Below are 16,705 nucleotides of genomic sequence, written 5' to 3' on the forward strand. Positions count from 1 at the left end.
GGAACCGGACCGCGGCACTCAGGCCGGCACCGGCTGCGAAATGCCGCAGAGCGCTTCGGTGGCCGGCTTGGTCTTGCGCTCCTTCACCGCCACGTCGGCGAGCGCGAGGATGCCGACGAGCCGCTTGTCCCGGTCGACGATCGGAAGGCGTCTGATCTGGTGCTCGGCCATGATCTGCGCCGCGTGGTCGACCGCGTCGTCCTCGTAGGCCCAGCGGATGCCGTCGGACATCACGTCGCGCACCTTGGTGTTGCCGTCATGGCCCTCGGCCACGCCGCGGATGGCGATGTCGCGGTCGGAGATCGCGCCGACCATGCGGTCGTTCTCGCCCACCGGCATCATCCCGAAGTCGCCGTCGCGCATGCGCTTCGCTGCTTCGGCGATGGTCGCATCGGGGCTGATGACCTCGACGTCGCGGGTCATCACATCGTTGATCTTTCGCATCTGGAAATCCTTTTCTGAAATGGGCAGCCATGGCTCGCCGCCGGCAAGCTGGCTGCTGGAGAAACCGGGCTATCTGCTCCGGGGAGTTCCGGGAGCCGGTTCGCCCGGCGCGGTCGGCGCAGTGGGCGTGGCCGGCAGTTCCACCGGAACCTCGAAGCGCTTCTGGAGCACGTGGAAGTAGGCAAGCGCGCCCAACAGCGCGATCACCGCCGCCACGATGCCCCACGCGAAGACGCGGCGCTCTTCGCGTTCGGCACCCTGCGGCCGCTGTTCTTCCTTCATGCCCGGCGGAACTGCTGTCGCTGCGCTGCGGGCCTACTTCTTCATGGCCTTGACTTCGGCCTTGCCCTTGTCCTCGTCGGCCTTGGCCTGCTTCATGCACGCGGACTTGGCGTCGCCCTTCTGGTCGTCGCACTTTTCCTTGGCGATGCTGTAGGCCACCTCGACCTTGGCCTCGGCCACCTTGCGGGCGCCGCTGTCGCTGGGCCTGACCTTCTGGTCGAGTTCGGCCTTGGCGATCTTTTCCTTGCCCTTGGCTTCTTCCACGCAGACGTCCTTTGCGTTGTCCTTCATGGCATCGCAGGCTGCGCGGTCGGCCTTGTAGTCGGCTGCGATCTTGTCGCGGCCGGCCTTGAGTTCGGCGACTGCCGGATCGGGCGCGGGTGCCGTGGGTGCGTTCATCTGCGCATGGGCCGAAAGCGCCGTGAGGCAGGATGCGGCAATGCAGCTGTAGATGAGTTTGGTCATGTCCATCTCCTTGGAACGCCGGCGCTCGTTGCACACAGGATGGAACCGGGAAAAGGATCGGAAAAGGATCGGATAGCTGGTTCACCCGGTTCGGGTTGTCCGGCGCATGAAATCCAGACTAGAAAGCACCGAGGATGCGTCGATAGGACGCTGGGCGATGCGCCCGTCAGTGCATGCTGACGCGCGATGCGGTGACGGACTGTTCTCACGCCGATGCGCTGCGCCTTCCGACCGGCTGCGCTCGTGCGCCGTTCAACATCCGGACAGGGGAAAAACCCGGGACCAGGAAAGGACCCCCATGCAGATGCTCCGGATTTCGAGCGAGCGGCGCGCCCGCCTGCTGGCGGATGGCCTCCTGGCCATCAACGCCAGGAGCCAGGAAGTGCTCCACGGCCTCACCTTCGAGGAATCGCAGTTCCTGATCGACTTCGACGACGACGATGGGGCAGCGGACGACGAGCCGTCGCAGGAGCGGCGCAGCGAACTCTCGCTGCGGCACGAGCAGGCGCGGCTGCGGATCGTGACAGCCGACGACGAAAGCAGCGCCGACGAGGAGCAGCGGCCGAGAGCTGCGACGAAGTTCTAGTTCTGGACGTGCAGGGGGCGCTCATGCGCCGGACCCGACCCGCACGTGGATCTCGGGGAACTTGTCGTCGTAGAACGCGAGCCGCGCCTTCAGGCCCTGATGCTCGTCGTACGGGTCTTCGTAGCTCCATACCGCGTCCTCCAGCCGTCTCTCGCCGAGATTCAGGCTGTAGTAGTGCGCCGTTCCCTTGAACGGGCACTCGGTGGTGGTCTGCGAACGCGCCAGCTTCTCCATCCGCACGTCGGAGCGCGGGAAGTAGTAGCGGGCGGGAGCGTGGTCTTCGTCGACCCTCACGACATTGTTGGACGTGGCGATGACAACGCCTTCGGCCTCGACTTCCACGGGTTGCTGCAGCCGCGTTTCACGGACCTGGTGGCCGGGATGTTTCCGGTGACCGGGGGATTTGCTCATTTGCTGTTCCTGTCTGGTGCCTGGCCGTTCGGCGCGACGACCGGCGCGGCGGGTTTGTCGGGAAGGGACGCATCGCTGTTCGCGCCGCCCCTGGCCTTGTCAGCGTCGGCCTGCGCCGCGCAGGCGGATCGCTCTGCCGCGCTCCTGAGGTCGTCGCACTTCTTGATGGCCGCCCGGCGGATGGCCTCCTGCCTTGCTGCCTCGGCAGGCTTGTTCGCGTTGCCGTCGCCCTTGGGCTTGGTCGCATCGATTTCCGCCGGCACTGGAAGCGGCGCCTGCTGCGCCGTTGCGTGAACCGCAGCCAGGCAGGCTGCGGCGAGGACGATGAGTTTCTTCAGGTCTGGTCCGGACATGGCGGCCTCCAGAAAGAAAACCAATCTGTGCCTCTGGCGTGTGCACTCATGTCGGACGAATTCACTTCGCGCCGAGCGATTCGGGAGCAGCGAGTGCGTCAGGAGCCGTTCATGTTTGGACGGATCCGTCAGTAACGTTACCGAATATCCGGCCGCCGCGACCTCGCCCTTCGCGCCCGCATCGCGGTGCATCGGCGTCGCGATTTCCGCGCTTCCCTCTGACGCCCAGTGCCGGCTTCGGCCTTGCCTAACGGCTGCGCCACCTCGTCGCCGCGTGACCCTCATGCCGTGGCGATGTAGGACTTTCGCCCGACCGTGCTGTGGCCCAAATGTGAACTTTGCACACTCTGTTTCGCTCCGATGCAGCCAAAAACGGGGGTTCCGCCTTACCTTGATATTGCACTGCAGCAAGCACGCGGACGGCGGAAATACCCGGGATGTTCGCGAACGCGGTGCCTGAGTCTCTTCAACCAGTGGACGCGCGCCGGAGTTCCGACCCTTGCGCACGTTCGTCGCCAAGGGGTGGTCATGCGTGTTTCGAAACTCCGTTCAGTTCTTCCTTCCCGGCGCCCGAGGGGCGCGGCCCGTGCGGCGGTGCGTCCGCCTTCCGGTCCGCGCGGCCGGTTCCGGCAGCGCGGCGCCTTCGTGCCCAAGCTCGCGGCTTATGGCCTGCTGGCGTTCGTGCTTTGGCTGATGGTCTCGACGCTGGTGCAGCCGTTGCTGTCCTCCCAGGCCACCCGGGCGGTGCTGCAGGCGCCCGTGGGGCTCATCACCTCGCCGATCAACGGCGTGGTCACGCAGATGGTGGTGCATGCGCGCGACACGGTCGAGCCGGGCACCGTGGTGGCAACGGTGCGCAACCCGACCATCAACCAGGAGATCCTCACCACGCTGAGTTCGCAGCGCCTCGCGCTGCAGAGCCAGCTCGCGCAGCTGGGCAACCACTTCAAGGCCGACAGCCAGGAGCTGAAGTTCGTCGGGCACGAGGCCAACGTGCACCGCGAGGCTTCGCTGGCGCAGGCTTGGGACTCATGGCAGATCGCGCAGCGCCAGCGCGACGTCGCGCACAGCGTGGTCGAGGAGCAGGAGAACAAGGTCCGGGTCAACAAGGCGCTGCTCGAACAGGGCGCGATCAGCGAGCAGGTGATGAACGCGGCCGAGGCGCAGCTGAACACGGCGCGCGCCAATGCGTCGGTGGCCGAGCAGGCCTTCGCCGGCCAGGCGCAGACGGTGGCCAGCGCGGGGCAGGGCGCCTTCGTGGGCACCGGCGGCAACAGCATCTTCCAGACGCTGGAGAGCCGGCGCGAGGTGCTGCGCAACAGCGTGAATCGCGCAAAGCAGGACGGCACGGCCATCCTCTCGCAGCTCAAGCAGGTGACGGCATTGGAGAACGAGGAGCGCCAGCGGGTGGAGAAGCTCTCGGCCTATGAAGTCAAGGCGAGCCAGCCGGGCCAGGTCCATACCGTGCTGGCGCCCGAAGGCGCCTACGTCACCGCCGGGGCTTCGCTGGTGCGCGTCACCGACTGCCGGCGTCTGGGCGTGGTGGCGGTGTTTCCCGCGCGGGTGGCGAAGCGGCTGAGCATCGGCTCGATGCTCGACGTGAAGCTCGACCAGAACGGCCCAGCAATGCCGGCGCGCGTGCAGCAGCTGCTGCCGGTGGCGTCCGATGCGCTGCAGAGCACCTACAGCGTGCCCTTCCCCTTCGCCGAACAGGGCTCCATCTACGCCGTCGCGGACTTCGAGGGCAACGCGGCGCAGAAGGCCACCGAGGGAAGCAGCCTGTGCGCTCCTGGCAAGGTGGTCGCGGCGAGCCTGCGCTCCTGAGCCGGGATCGAGGGGACGAGCCATGCGAGCGATCCCGATGCTGCGTGCCCTGGCGCTTTGCATGGTTGCCTTGCCCGCGGCAGCCTTTGCCCAGCAGCCCGCAGCGACATCGACTCAGCAGCGCCTCGCGCAGCAAAGCTGCGAGGGCCTGCGCCAGGCGGTCAAGGACGCACAGAAGAGCACCACCAGCGGCCCGCTCTTCCTTGCGAGCTACCGCGTTGCCGGCAACGACCGCGGCTCTGCGCCGCTGGAGCCGGCGCTGGCGAACGCGGCCTACACCTACGACAACGCACTGGCCGGCATCGCGCTGCTCGCATGCGGCGACGCGGCTTCCGCCAGGCGCATCGGCGACGCCGTCGTGCGCGCCATCGAACGCGACCCCAACGCCGCCGACGGCCGCGTGCGCAACGCCTACCGCGCAGGCCCGATGACCGAGGACAAGGCCGCGCTGCCCGGCCGCTGGGACGAGGGCCGCAAGCAGTGGATCGCCGACGCCTACCAGGTGAGCACCGCCACCGGCAACGTGGCCTGGGCCGCGCTGCTGCTGCTGAACCTGTCGCAGGCCGAGCCGACGCCGGCCTATTCGGCGGGCGCGCGCAGGCTGCTCGGCTGGATCGAGCAGCGCACGCGCGCGAAGAACGACCCCGACGGCTACAACGGCGGCTGGTACGGCTGGGACAACGCGCAGCGTGCGCAGACCTGGAAGTCGACCGAGCACAACATCGACATCGCGGTGGCCGCCGCGTGGGCTGCGCGATCGGGTGAGGCGGGTGGGCAGGGCGAGGCCATGCGCCGCCAGGCGCGCACCGCGCTCGATTTCGTCGGCCGCATGTGGAACCCGTCGGAGCAGCGCTTCAACATCGGGACCAAGGAAGACGGCGCGACCATCTCCACCGAAAGCTCGGGCCTGGACGCGCAGCTCTGGCCGCTGCTGGCGGCGACCGACCGCTCCTGCGCCTGGACGGGCGCGCTCGACTGGGCGCAGAAGCACCACAGCTCCGGCGAGGGCTACGGTTTCTCGCGCGATCCCGACGGCATCTGGACCGAAGGCAGCGCGCAGTTCGCCGCGACGCTGGTGGCCCGCAAGGGCTCGGCGCCCGAGGCGCTGTGGCGGCTGCTCGCATCGCAGCGCGCGGACAACGGCCTGTACTACGCCACGCCCAGCGCGCGCATCTCCACGGGGCTGGCCATCGGGCCCGATTCGCCAGGCGCCGACTTCTTCTACTACCACTGGCCGCACCTGGGCGCCACCGCGTGGATCGCGCTGGCCGCCAACGGCTTCAACCCATTCACCGGCAAGACCGCCGCAGCAGGAGCCATTCCATCATGTCCCACCTGATCGCCACGCCGGAGTTCCAGCTCAACGCCCTCGTGGCGGGGCTCGCGCTGCTCCTGATGACGTGGGGCCGTGTCGAGCGCACGGGCCACCGCGCCGTGTTCGGGGCGCTGACCGCGCTGCTGCTCATGCGCTATGCCGTATGGCGCGTGACGGCCACCATGCCGCCCTCGGACCTCGGCTTCGAGACCCTGTTTGCCTGGGTGTTCCTGTTCTTCGAGATGACGGCCGTGGTCTACACGCTGATGTCCATCCACATGCTGGTGCGGCGCCGCGACAACCGGCGGCTCGCCGATCTGGGCGAGGCCGCGCTGCGCGCGCGCGGCGCGGATGTGCCGGCGCTGGACGTGTTCATCTGCACGTACAACGAGGAACTGGCCGTGCTCGAGAAGACCATCATCGCCGCGCAGGCCATCGACTACCCGCGCCTGCAGGTCTGGGTGCTCGACGACACCCGGCGCGACTGGCTGCGCGACTACTGCGCGCGCAGGGGCGTGAACTACGCGCGCCGGCCCGACAACAGCCACGCCAAGGCGGGCAACCTCAACAACGGCCTGCGGCTGTCTGCGCAGACGACCAACGCGCCCTTCATCCTGGTGCTCGACGCCGACTTCGCGCCTCGCCGCCAGATCGCCTGGCGCATGCTCGGGCTCTTCGACGACCCGAAGGTCGGGCTGGTGCAGACGCCGCAGTTCTATTACAACGCCGACCCCATCCAGCACAACCTGCGCGCCACCGACAGCTGGGTCGACGAGCAGCGCGTCTTCTTCGACGTGCTGCAGCCCGCGAAGGATGCGGTCGACTCCGCCTTCTGCGTGGGTACTTCGTTCATCGTGCGCCGCGACCTGATCACGGCCGCGGGCGGCTTCCCGGTGGGCAGCGTGTGCGAGGACATCCACACCACCTACCTGCTGCTGCGCCGCGGCCACGTCACGCGCTGGCTGGGCGAGCGGCTGTCGAACGGGCTGTCCGCCGAGAGCATCGTCGACTACATCAACCAGCGCAGCCGCTGGTGCCTGGGCACGGTGCAGCTCGCGCTGCTGCCGAACGGGCCGCTGCGCGGCAAGGGATACAGCCTCTCGGCGCGGCTGCACTTCCTGCACGGGCTGCTGCACTGGCTGGGCAAGCCCTTCATGGCGCTGATCATGCTGGCGCCCGCGCTGTACTGGTATGCCGACGTGTCGGCCTTCCATGCGACGCCGCAGGCCTTCGCCGCCTACGGGCTGCCGCCGCTCATGATGTTCTGGGCGTACAGCTACTGGATCAGCCAGCGGCGCTGCCTGCCGGTGTTCAGCGAGGTGAGCCAGCTCGTCGCGGCCATGGCCGTCACGGGCACGCTGCTCGCCGCGATGCTCAAGCCCTTCGGCCATCCGTTCAAGGTGACTGCCAAGGGGCTGGACCGATCGAAGACGGTGGTGCACTGGAAACTGGTCGCCGTGTTCGGCGGGCTGCTCGTCGCGCTGCAGCTGGGCGGTGCGACGGCCATCATGACCGGGCCGGCGCTCGCGCCGGGCGACCAGCTCAACCTGGTGTGGACCGGCATCGCGCTCGTCCTGTGCCTCGGCGCGCTCATCGCCTGCGTGGACCTGCCGAGGCCCGATGGCGAGGAGCGATTCCCGTGGCGCGTCGCGACGCGGGTGCGAACGGCGGCGGGCGAGGGCGAGTCGCGCTTCGTCAACATCGCCGCGGACGGCGCCCTGATCGAAGGCGGCGCGCTGCTCAAGCGCCTGCGCGTGGGCCAGCCGCTGGAGGTCTTTGTCGACCCGGTGGGCTGGCTGCCGGCCTTCATCGACCGCCGCAAGCGCGCCAGCGCGGAGTTGCGCTTCGCCGCCACCGAGGCGCAGCGCGAGCAGCTGGTGAGCCATGTCTTCAACGTGCCGCCGAGCCACGTCGCGGTGCAGGTGCGGCCCTGGGGCGCGGCCTCGGCGCTGCTTGCGAGCGCGGGCTTCGGCTCGCCGGGAGCCGGCGTCGTGCGCATGTTCCTGCGGCTTTCGCTCCTCGTGCTGGCGGTGTGCGTGCTGCTGGTGACGAGCGGCTGCAACCTCACGCCGCCGCTCAAGCAGCCCGACCTGACGGTGCCGTCGAGCTGGCCCGCCGGCGCCACCGTGCCCTCGGCGGAGCCCGCCGACTGGCGCGGCTTCGTGCAGGACGACGAGCTGCGAGGCCTGATCGACACCGCCCTGCGCCAGAACCGCGACCTGCGCGTGTATGCGGCGCGTGCGCGCGAAGCGCGAGCGGTCTACGCGGGAAGCCGCGCCTCGCTGTTTCCGGAGCTGGGGCTGTCCGGCAACGCGCAGCGCGCGAAGACCACGCCGCAGGGCTCGCTCAGCCCGGTGGGCAACATTCCGTCGGACGGGCGGGTGTCGAACAGCTTCGATGTCCAGGCCGGCGTGATGTCTTACGAGCTCGACTTCTTCGGCCGCCAGCAGAGCACGGCGCAGCAAAGCGGCTCCCTGGCCGAGGCCGGCGACAAGGACTACGCGGCGGCCCGCATGAACCTGGTGGGCGAGGTGGCCAACGCGTACCTCACGCTGCGGGCCGATCGTGCGCTGCTCGCGCTGGCCGACACCAACGCGGCTTCGCTCTCGGCCAACGCGGACATGATCGGCCGCGCCAAGGCCGTGGGCGGCGCCGCGCAGCTCGACGTGTACCGCGCGCAGTCGCTGCTGCAGAACGCCCGCGTGCGGCAGGAGGAATACCGCATGCGCGTCGCGCAGGACCTGCAGGGGCTGAACGTGCTGGTGGGCCAGCCCGTGCCGCCGGACACCGGCTCCGCGCGGCCCTGGCCCGAGCGCTCCACCCAGTCGGTGGCGGCGGGGCTGCCCTCCAGCCTGCTGCAGCGCCGGCCCGACCTGCTGGCCGCCCGCGCCCGCGTCGAGGCCGCCAACTCGGGCATCGGCGCCGCCAAGGCGGCCATGCTGCCGACCATCTCGCTGACCGCGCTGGCGGGCGGCGTCAGCAACGAGTTCTCGACGCTGCTGAGCAGCGGCAACAGGAGCTGGGCCGGCGTGCTGGGCGTGTCGCTGCCGCTGTTCGACTGGGGGCGCCGCTCGGCCAACGTCACGAGCAACGAAGAGAAGCTCGCGGCCGCGATGGCCTCGTACGAATCGGCCGCGCAGGTGGCCTTCCGCGAGACCGCCAACGCCCTGATCGCCGGCGACCACCTGCGCCCGCAGCTGGAAGCGCAGCAGTTGCGCGTGCAGTCGCTCGAGAAAGTCGCCAGCATCTCGCGCACCCGCTTCCGCAGCGGCCTGGAGGACTATTTCTCCAGCCAGGATGCGCAGCGCGAGCTGTACGCCGAGCAGCAGCAGCTGATCGAGCTGCAGCTCAAGGATGCGGTGAACCTCGTGAACCTCTACAAGGCGCTCGGGGGTGGCTGGGGGAGCGCCTGAGGAGGCGCCAGCTGTTCCCGGCTCTCGTCATCACCGCACGAACACCTCGATCTCCACGCGCCGGTTCGGCGCGAGGCAGTCGATCAGCTCGGCCCGCTTCGCCGTCTGCGCGCATTGCACCTTCGGCTCCGACTCGCCCTTGCCCTGCACCTGGATGGCCTGCGCCGGCACGCCCGAGCGCACCAGGTAGTCGCGCACGGTCTCGGCGCGGGCCAGCGAGAGTGCCTGGTTGTATGCGGTGGTGCCGAGCCGGTCGGTGTGACCGGTGATCCTGATCGACTCCACGGGGCCGGCGCTGCCCCTGATGTCGCCCGCCAGTGCGTCGAGCCTGCGCCGTCCTTCGGGCAGCAGGTCGGACAGCGAGCGGCCGTCGAAGCGGAACAGGCCGTCGGCGCCGAGCGTGGTCCTCGTGGCGGCAGCGGCCGGCCGGGCGGCTACGGGCGTGGCCGCCGCGCGCGTCGGACGCAGCAGGTCGGCGCAGCCCGGGCCCTTCCAGTACATGCCGTTGGTCAGCACGTCCGCGTTGAAGCGCACCATGTACTGGCAGCTGATGTACTCCGGCCCCGCACCGGTGCGGAAGTGGAAGATGTAGTTCCACTCGCGCACGCCGCCCAGCCCTTCGCTGAAGTGCGGGAAGCCCAGCAGTTCGCGGACCTGGTCCTTGCCCATGCCGGTGCGCATGGTGCGCAGGGCATCGAGGCTGGGGAACGCACCCTGCTTCCACTTGGCCGAGTCCGGGGAGGGGAACTCGTCGTCCTTCGGTGGCGCCGGGTTTTCCGAAGCGGCGCGGGCCTGCATCTCGGGCGTGACGGTGTAGCTCGGGCTGGCGCAGCCGCCGGCCAGCAATGCCGCCATGCAGAGCGCGGAAACAGCGCAAGGGGTCCTGAAGCGGGAGAGCTTGTTCATGATGGGGTTCGTCCGGTTCATCTGTATCGCTTTCCCTTCAGTTGAAGACCCATTCCGCGCCGACGGTGGCGCCCACGCCGGCGCGGCTGGTGGCCACGCCGCCGGTGATGCTCCAGGCGTTGTTCTCCGCGGTGCGGCGGAAGCTCACGCCCACCGCGCTCTGGCCCTTGAACGAGCCCGCGCCGATGCGCATGACCGTCTTGCCCGGCACGTAGCTGCCGGGCATCTGCAGCGCCATGGCGGCGGCGACGCCGGCATAGGCGTTCTTCTCGACACCGTCGAGGCGGTCGCCCAGGGCGTTGATGCGGTTGTTCAGGCCGGCGCTGGTCGCATTGAGCTGATTGACGTTGACCGCGTCGGTGCCCGCCACGCCCGGGGCCACGTTGTGCACCGTGACCGGGCCGGTGGCGTTGCTGCCGCCCATGGTCACGTTGTTGTAGTTGGTCGTGCCGTCGGCGTTGGTGTCGTACTTGACCGTCGACTGATCGATCACCGCCACCTGGCCCTGCACGCCCCGCAGCTGCGACACGTTGACCGCATCGCTGTCGGCCGTGCCCGCGGCCACGCCGGTGATCTGGCGGAACTGGCCGCTGGCGGCATTGCCCACCGACACGGCCGCCAGCGTGCTCGTGGTCGCACCGATGGCGATGCGCTGCGCGTCGGTCGCGGTGGGCGGCACATAGCCGGCCACGCCCGCCGCCGTCGAAGCCACCGAGCCCGCGCCCAGCGCCACGCCGCCGGCCTGCGTCACGCTGGTGCCGGCGCCCAGCGCCACGCCCTGCACCGCGGCGGCCGAAGACTGCGTGCCCAGCGCGATCGAGTCGGCCAGGTGCGAGGTCGAGCCCTGGCCGATCGCGATGCCGCCGGGCGCGCTCTGCTGCACCACGGCACCGTTGCCGATGCCCACGCCGTTGTTGCCGTTGACCACCGTCTGCGGGCCGACCGCGACGGATTCCGCGCCGATGGCCAGCGAGTCGGCCGCCGTGGAGTTGGCGTGGAAGTACTGGATCGGCGTGACCGCGAAGGACTGCAGCGCGCCGCTGAGCTGGCGCACCGTGACCGCGTCCTGCGCCTGCGTGCCGTCGGCGACGTTGGTGATCTGGCGGTAGGTGGTCGCGCTGCCGACGGAGAGGGCGCCCAGCAGCGTGCGGTCGGTCGTGTTGAACGGGATCAGGGAACTGCCCGCCGGGATGTTGCCGGTGCTGCCCGCGACCGTGCGGTCGGAAACGGAGCCCGAGCCTAGTGCGACCCCGTTGTCGACGGTGGCGCTCGCATCCTTGCCCACGGCGACAGCGTCGGCACCCGTGGCGCCGTTGTTGTTTTCGTTGCCGCCGCCGGTGGACTGGACGCTGAAGTACCTGATCTTGTTGGCCGTGACCGTGCTGCTCAGGTTCTCGATCGACTGGTTGGTGAAGAAAAGCTGCGAACCGTTGACGGCATCGGTCGACGAGCCCGAGAGCCTGCCGGCTGCCACGTTGGTGATCGTGCGCTCGGCTCCGACCGAACCGACGCTGACTGTGCTCGTCGGCGCGGCGCCGGCGAAGTTGTAGGTCGTGCCGTTGATCACCGTGCTGGCCGTGCCGACGGCCGCGGCCGTGGTGGACCCGGCGCCCAGCGCTACGGCGCCGGCGTTGCTGGCCACGGCGTTCGGCCCGATGGCGACGGAATCCGTCGCCAGCGCCTGGGAGTCGGGCAGGACCGAGTTGGCGTGGAAGTACTTGATGCCCGCACCAGCGTTGATGTTGGTGATGTCGGTCGTGTTCTTCGTGACCTGCAGGTTCGTGGCGTTCAACTGGGAGCCGTTGACGGCGTCGGTCGAGGTGTCGGAGAGCCGGCCGGCGGCCACGTTGGTGATCGTGCGCTCCGCGCCGACGGCACCGATGCTGACCGTGCTGGTCGGCGTCGTGCCGGCGAACTTGTAGGTTGTGCCACCGATCACCGCGTTGGCCGTGCCGACGGCCACGTCGGTCACCGAGCCCGAGCCCAGCGCCACGGCACCGGCATTGTTGGCCACGGCGTTCGGGCCGATGGCGACGGATTCCGCTCCCACCGCCTGCGAGTCGGGCTGGGTCGAATTGGCGTGGAAATACTTGATGCCCCCGCCGGCGTTGATGTTGGTGATGTCGGCCGTGTTCTTCGTGACCTGCAGGTTCGTGGCGTTCAGCTGCGAGCCGTTGATGGCGTCGGTGGAGGTGTCGGAGATGCGGCCGGCGGCCACATTCGTGATCGTGCGCTCCGCGCCCACGCTGCCCACGCTCACGGTGCTCGTCGGCGTGGTGCCTTTGAAGTTGTAGACCGTGCCGCCGATGGTCGCGCTGGGCGTTCCCACCGCCGTGGCGGTGACCGAGCCGGAGCCCAGTGCGACGTCGCCCGCATTGGCCGCCGCCGTCGCCGCATCGCCGATGGCCACGCTGCCCGCCTTGCCGACGGCACCTGCCGTGGAGCCGTTGCCCAGGGCCACCGACCCCTGGCCGATCGCCTTGTTGCCGTTGCCGATGGCCACTGCGCCATTGGCCTGGTTGGCCGCGGTGGCCGAGGCCGTGCCGTCGCTGTTGGCGATGTTGTCCGCACCGCCGACGAACGCGCCTGTGCCGCTCGCAAAACTCGGATCGCCGATGGCGACAGCGCCGTTGCCATAGGCCGTGTTGCCGGAGCCGATGGACACGGCCTTGCCGCCGGTGGCGGTGGCGTTGGTGCCGATTGCAACCGCTTCGGCCGAATCCGCCCGGGTGTTGCTGCCGACCGCGATGGTGTTAAGGGCCGAGGCGCTGGACAGGCGGCCGATGGCGATCGCTTCCGTCTGGGTCGCGGACGACTCTCCGCCGACGGCAATGGCATTGGTTCCTGCTGCATTGGCGCCGGCGGTCGTGTTGCCGCCAACCGCCACGGAACCGGTGCCAGTGGCGCGCACTGCGGTGGCGGCGGTGGTCCCGCCCGAGCCGAGCGCGGTGGCGTTGTCGGCGCCCGCATTGGTTCGGGTACCGATCGAAACCGAGTCGACGCCGGTCGCGTGATTTGCGATACCCATCGCGACAGCGCGTGTCTGGGACGCCTCCACGTCCGTGCCGACGGCGATGGCGGCATCCGCCGTGGCACCCGTTCCCGCCACTGTGCGTGCGCCAAGGTTGATGGAATTTATCTGGGAAGCCACAGCCTGGAAGCCGATCGCGATGGCGTTGCGGCCGCTTGCGCCGGCGCTGGTGCCTTGCGCGATGGCGTCCTGTGCGGAAGCAGTCGCGTTCAGGCCGATCGACGTCGTCGCGTTGGCCGCGACGCCGATCCCCGCATTGGTGCCGATGGCGATGTTGTCGTTGCCGCTGACCAGGTTGCCTGCGGAGGCCTTCAAGGTGGCATCGTAGGCGACCGTACCGTCGCCTGCGCCGAAGGCGATGTTGCGCGTTCCCGTGACGCCCGAACCCGCACCCCGCATCGCGCTCGCGATGCCTCCCCCCATGGCGGTGTTCTGCGCGCCGCTGACCAGTGTTCCCGCGGCAATGCCCACTGCGGCCGAACCCGTATTGGCGCTCGTCGAGCCCGCGCCCGCGCCCTGGCCGACCGCGACCGAACTGGCCCCGCTCGCGACCGCCTGCGCCCCGAGCGCAAGCGAACTGTTCCCCAGCGCCCGGGCGGCGTTCCCTACGGCAGTGGCTGCCTCGTCGCTTGCCTTTGCCGTGGAACCGAGGGCTGTTGCCGTCTGGGCGGTTGCGGCAGACTGCACGCCGATGGCAACGGCAGCGTTGCCGCTTGCGGTCACGTCCGTGCCGATTGCGATCGAACTCTCGCTCAGGGCGCCTGTTCCCGCAGCGGTACGTGCGCCCAGGTAAAGGGAATTGATCGCAGAGGCAATGGCACCGAAGCCGAGAGTCACGGCATTCAGGCCCGTACTGCTGGCGCCATAACCTATGGCAGTGGCTCCGCCGGCAGTTGCTTGAGACTGCTGCCCCACGCAGGTTGCGCTGCCGCTGTAGTAGTTATAAGGCGCCGTGGTGCAAATTGCCGACTGCGCATGCGCCATCGAGGCCCCTCCGAGTCCTCCCATGGTCAACAGTGCACTCACGACGCCCGCGCGCCAGTGTCCTGACCGGAGCAATGTGAGCGCGCGGGGCGCTGCATCCACGCGGCTCCCGCCGCGTTTTCCTCCAGCGGAAGTGATTTCAGACGCCGCTACCCAGGCGCCGAGGGATTCGTTCCACAACGAACGATAAGTCTTGTTCATGAGCCCCGTCCCATCCATTCAAAAGGTCGTTGAACGGCCAAAACCGTTCGGGCTCCCTGTGCAATTTTCAAATTATTTTTTGCAAACAAATCTTATTGAATGAATTGAAGGAGGCGCCTTTTAATGTCTCATTTTGGAGTCAAATTGTCGAATTGATTTGAATTTTAAATCAAGCCAAATGTCAAAATAGTAATACAAAGATACTCTTTGAATTATTTTGTTGTATTTTTAAAAAATCAGCCGTTTAGATATAAGTTGTAATCACATTTTTGATATGGATCACGCTTGAAAATCAATTTGATTTTTTATTGAATTTGATATTTCCATGCGGACGCGGTGTCCGGGGCAGCGCGAATGCCGCGACTCGTCGTGATAATCCCGGCCGGTCCCGAGTGGCAACGCCGCTTCGAAGCCTTCCCACCACTTCTCTCCATCCCCGTCATGTCTTCCCGCTTCTGCTTCCCCGCCATTGCTGCATCCGCCGCCCTCGCACTCGGCTTCGCGCCGAGCTTGCCGGCCGTGGCCCAAACGGGCGCACCGCCGCCGCGCGTGCAGTCCGACCTGAAGGACATCCGCATGCGGGCGATCACCAGCCTGCCCAAGGCGGGCGGCAGCGCCGACGACCGCAATAGCTGCTCATGGCGCGTGATCCAGCCGAAGTCGCCAGCGGCCAAATTGGTGGCTGCGCAGGGCTGGGCGGTGACCGCCGATGTGCCGATGGGTTCCTATCGCGCCGTCAGCTTCGCTGGCCAGATGGAAGCCGGAACCAGCGGCACCTGCACGATCACCCAGGGCAACGTGGCGGTGTTCGATGGCGACAGGCTGGTCGCGCTGGCCTACGGCAAGTCGCCCGAAGACCCCGCCATCGGCAACCTGACCGCGCTGGAAGGCGGCTCCGCGCGCGTGTGGGACGGCGACCTCATCGGCTCGCCGGTGGGCGACCTGCGCGTCGAGGCCGACGGCACCCTGCGCCTGGGCAAGCTGGCCGATGAGGAGTCGGTCTGCAAGGGCCGCGCCAAGGTGCCGAACGTCTACGGCATGCCGATCGACAAGGCGCGCAAGGTTCTGGCTGCCAGCGGATGGAATCCGGTGCGTGGCGGGGCCAGCAGCGAGTCCCGGCAGGCCGGGTTTGTCAAGCGCGGCATCGCCGAAGCCGAGTCCTGCGCGGGCACCGGCCTTGCCTATTGCGACTTCGGCTATTCCGGCCCGGCCGGCCGGCTGACCGTGACCACGGCGGGCGAGAAGAGCCTCCCGAACGTCGTCGGTTACGACGTCAACTGCCGCTGATGCAGATGAAGCCTGGCGCCGCGCACTGAAGCCAGGCCGGCGGGGCAGGGCGGGGCGGATTCAGGCAGGCGATGCCTGCGCACCTACACGGGTTGCCCGGCCGTTCCCACATTCGCCCGCATCGCGGCGCAAAAGCATCGACTCCGGATCGAGTACCGGCACCGGAGCACAGACTTGGCAACCCCGTCCACCCGAAGAACGCGCACGCGAGCGGCGAAAAAGCCGCATGGAGACATCCGCATCGGAATCTCCGGCTGGCGGTACGCGCCGTGGCGGGGCCGCTTCTATCCGGCCGGGCTGGCACAGCGCAACGAGCTTGCCTTCGCCTCGCGCATGCTGCCCAGCATCGAACTCAACGGATCGTTCTATTCGCTGCAGCGCCCCGAGTCGTACGAGACATGGCGCGACCAGACGCCCGACGGCTTCGTGTTCGCGGTCAAGGGCTCGCGCTACATCACGCACATGCTGCAGCTCAAGGACGTGCGCCCGGCGCTCGCCAACTTCTTCGCCTCGGGCGTGCTCGCACTGGGCCGCAAGCTCGGCCCCATCCTCTGGCAGCTTCCTCCGCGCATGCGCTACGACGCCGAGCGCGTCGAAGCCTTTCTCTCGCTGCTGCCGCACGATGCCAAGGCCGCGTCGGCGCTGGCGCGCGAGCACGACGAGCGCATGAACGGGCGGTCCTCGATGAAGGCCCCGCGCGGCCTTCGCATCCGCCATGCCATCGAAGTGCGCAACCGCAGCTTTGCCGACCCCGATTTCATCGCCACGCTGCGCCGGCACGGCGTGGCCCTGGTGGTGGCCGACACCGCGGGCCGCTGGCCGATGCTCGAAGACATGACGGCGGACTTCGTCTACATCCGGCTGCACGGAGACAAGGAGCTCTACGCCAGCGGCTACGGCGACGCCGCACTCGACCGCTGGGCCGAGCGCATCGAAGCATGGAGCCAGGGCCGCCAGGTCGGCGACGCCAGGCTTGCTTCGGATGTCGGTGCACGGCGGGGCCGGCACGATGTGTACTGCTACTTCGACAACGACACCAAGGTGCGCGCGCCCTACGACGCGGCGCACCTGGCGATGCGGCTGGGGCTTCCGACGGGCTTCGAGCCGGAAGAGAAAGCCCGCCACCGAAAATGAAGGAGCCCGGCCGGCTCTCGGCGTGAAGCAATCTTCTTCAACTACATTGCCCGCATGACCGCACTCATG

The 16,705-nt window shown here is 68.5% G+C and carries 13 protein-coding genes; 6 read left to right on the top strand and 7 right to left on the bottom strand.

Translation table 11 applies throughout. The features are described from left to right. Nucleotides 1–18 precede the first annotated feature (18 nt). The 3 genes from ACAM57_RS07780 to ACAM57_RS07790 all read right to left on the bottom strand — a co-directional run bounded on the left by ACAM57_RS07780 (nucleotide 19) and on the right by ACAM57_RS07790 (nucleotide 1,191). On the bottom strand, nucleotides 19–444 hold the full coding sequence (locus tag ACAM57_RS07780) for a CBS domain-containing protein (RefSeq protein WP_126023481.1): 426 nt from the start codon (nucleotides 442–444) through the stop codon (nucleotides 19–21). A gap of 69 nt (nucleotides 445–513) precedes the next feature. Further along, nucleotides 514–726: a hypothetical protein gene (locus tag ACAM57_RS07785; RefSeq protein WP_369661225.1), complete on the bottom strand. Its 213-nt coding sequence runs from the start codon at nucleotides 724–726 to the stop codon at nucleotides 514–516. 33 nt (nucleotides 727–759) lie between these two features. Continuing rightward, complete coding sequence (locus ACAM57_RS07790) at nucleotides 760–1,191, bottom strand: hypothetical protein (RefSeq protein WP_369661226.1); 432 nt, start codon at nucleotides 1,189–1,191, stop codon at nucleotides 760–762. A 298-nt stretch (nucleotides 1,192–1,489) separates the two neighbouring features. On the opposite strand from ACAM57_RS07790, the gene ACAM57_RS07795 reads away from it, so the two are divergent. After that, nucleotides 1,490–1,777, top strand: coding sequence for a hypothetical protein (locus ACAM57_RS07795; RefSeq protein WP_369661227.1), 288 nt, complete (start codon nucleotides 1,490–1,492; stop codon nucleotides 1,775–1,777). Nucleotides 1,778–1,798: 21 nt separating this feature from the next. Here ACAM57_RS07795 and ACAM57_RS07800 read toward each other — a convergent pair whose 3' ends face one another. Then, nucleotides 1,799–2,188, bottom strand: coding sequence for a DUF427 domain-containing protein (locus ACAM57_RS07800; RefSeq protein WP_126023485.1), 390 nt, complete (start codon nucleotides 2,186–2,188; stop codon nucleotides 1,799–1,801). After that, a complete protein-coding gene (locus ACAM57_RS07805; protein ID WP_369661228.1) occupies nucleotides 2,185–2,565 on the bottom strand; it encodes a hypothetical protein in 381 nt (126 codons plus the stop codon). Before ACAM57_RS07805 ends, ACAM57_RS07800 begins: the two co-directional genes overlap by 4 nt. A gap of 621 nt (nucleotides 2,566–3,186) precedes the next feature. Here ACAM57_RS07805 and ACAM57_RS07810 point away from each other — a divergent pair. From ACAM57_RS07810 to ACAM57_RS07820, 3 genes are read left to right on the top strand one after another with little or no spacing between them, the layout of a single operon-like run. After that, entirely contained in the window at nucleotides 3,187–4,365 is a 1,179-nt protein-coding gene (locus ACAM57_RS07810) for an HlyD family secretion protein (protein ID WP_240650719.1), read from the top strand. 22 nt (nucleotides 4,366–4,387) lie between these two features. Further along, complete coding sequence (locus ACAM57_RS07815; protein WP_240650720.1) at nucleotides 4,388–5,704, top strand: hypothetical protein; 1,317 nt, start codon at nucleotides 4,388–4,390, stop codon at nucleotides 5,702–5,704. Next, entirely contained in the window at nucleotides 5,692–9,093 is a 3,402-nt protein-coding gene (locus ACAM57_RS07820; RefSeq protein WP_126023488.1) for an efflux transporter outer membrane subunit, read from the top strand. The genes ACAM57_RS07815 and ACAM57_RS07820 overlap by 13 nt, the downstream gene beginning before the upstream one ends. A gap of 30 nt (nucleotides 9,094–9,123) precedes the next feature. Here ACAM57_RS07820 and ACAM57_RS07825 read toward each other — a convergent pair whose 3' ends face one another. Both ACAM57_RS07825 and ACAM57_RS07830 read right to left on the bottom strand, forming a co-directional pair. Beyond that, nucleotides 9,124–9,999: an OmpA family protein gene (locus ACAM57_RS07825; protein WP_369661229.1), complete on the bottom strand. Its 876-nt coding sequence runs from the start codon at nucleotides 9,997–9,999 to the stop codon at nucleotides 9,124–9,126. Nucleotides 10,000–10,036: 37 nt separating this feature from the next. After that, nucleotides 10,037–14,233, bottom strand: a complete 4,197-nt coding sequence (locus ACAM57_RS07830) for an ESPR-type extended signal peptide-containing protein (RefSeq protein WP_369661230.1) — start codon at nucleotides 14,231–14,233, stop codon at nucleotides 10,037–10,039. Nucleotides 14,234–14,656: 423 nt separating this feature from the next. Here ACAM57_RS07830 and ACAM57_RS07835 point away from each other — a divergent pair, with 423 nt between their 5' ends. Continuing rightward, nucleotides 14,657–15,502, top strand: coding sequence for a PASTA domain-containing protein (locus tag ACAM57_RS07835; protein WP_369661231.1), 846 nt, complete (start codon nucleotides 14,657–14,659; stop codon nucleotides 15,500–15,502). Nucleotides 15,503–15,676: 174 nt separating this feature from the next. Beyond that, nucleotides 15,677–16,636 carry a DUF72 domain-containing protein gene (locus ACAM57_RS07840; RefSeq protein WP_369661232.1) on the top strand — a complete coding sequence of 320 codons (960 nt, stop codon included), beginning with the start codon at nucleotides 15,677–15,679 and terminating at the stop codon, nucleotides 16,634–16,636. Nucleotides 16,637–16,705 lie beyond the last annotated feature (69 nt).

Origin of the sequence: Variovorax sp. V15, from assembly GCF_041154425.1 — a bacterium.
Taxonomy (GTDB): domain Bacteria; phylum Pseudomonadota; class Gammaproteobacteria; order Burkholderiales; family Burkholderiaceae_C; genus Variovorax; species Variovorax guangxiensis.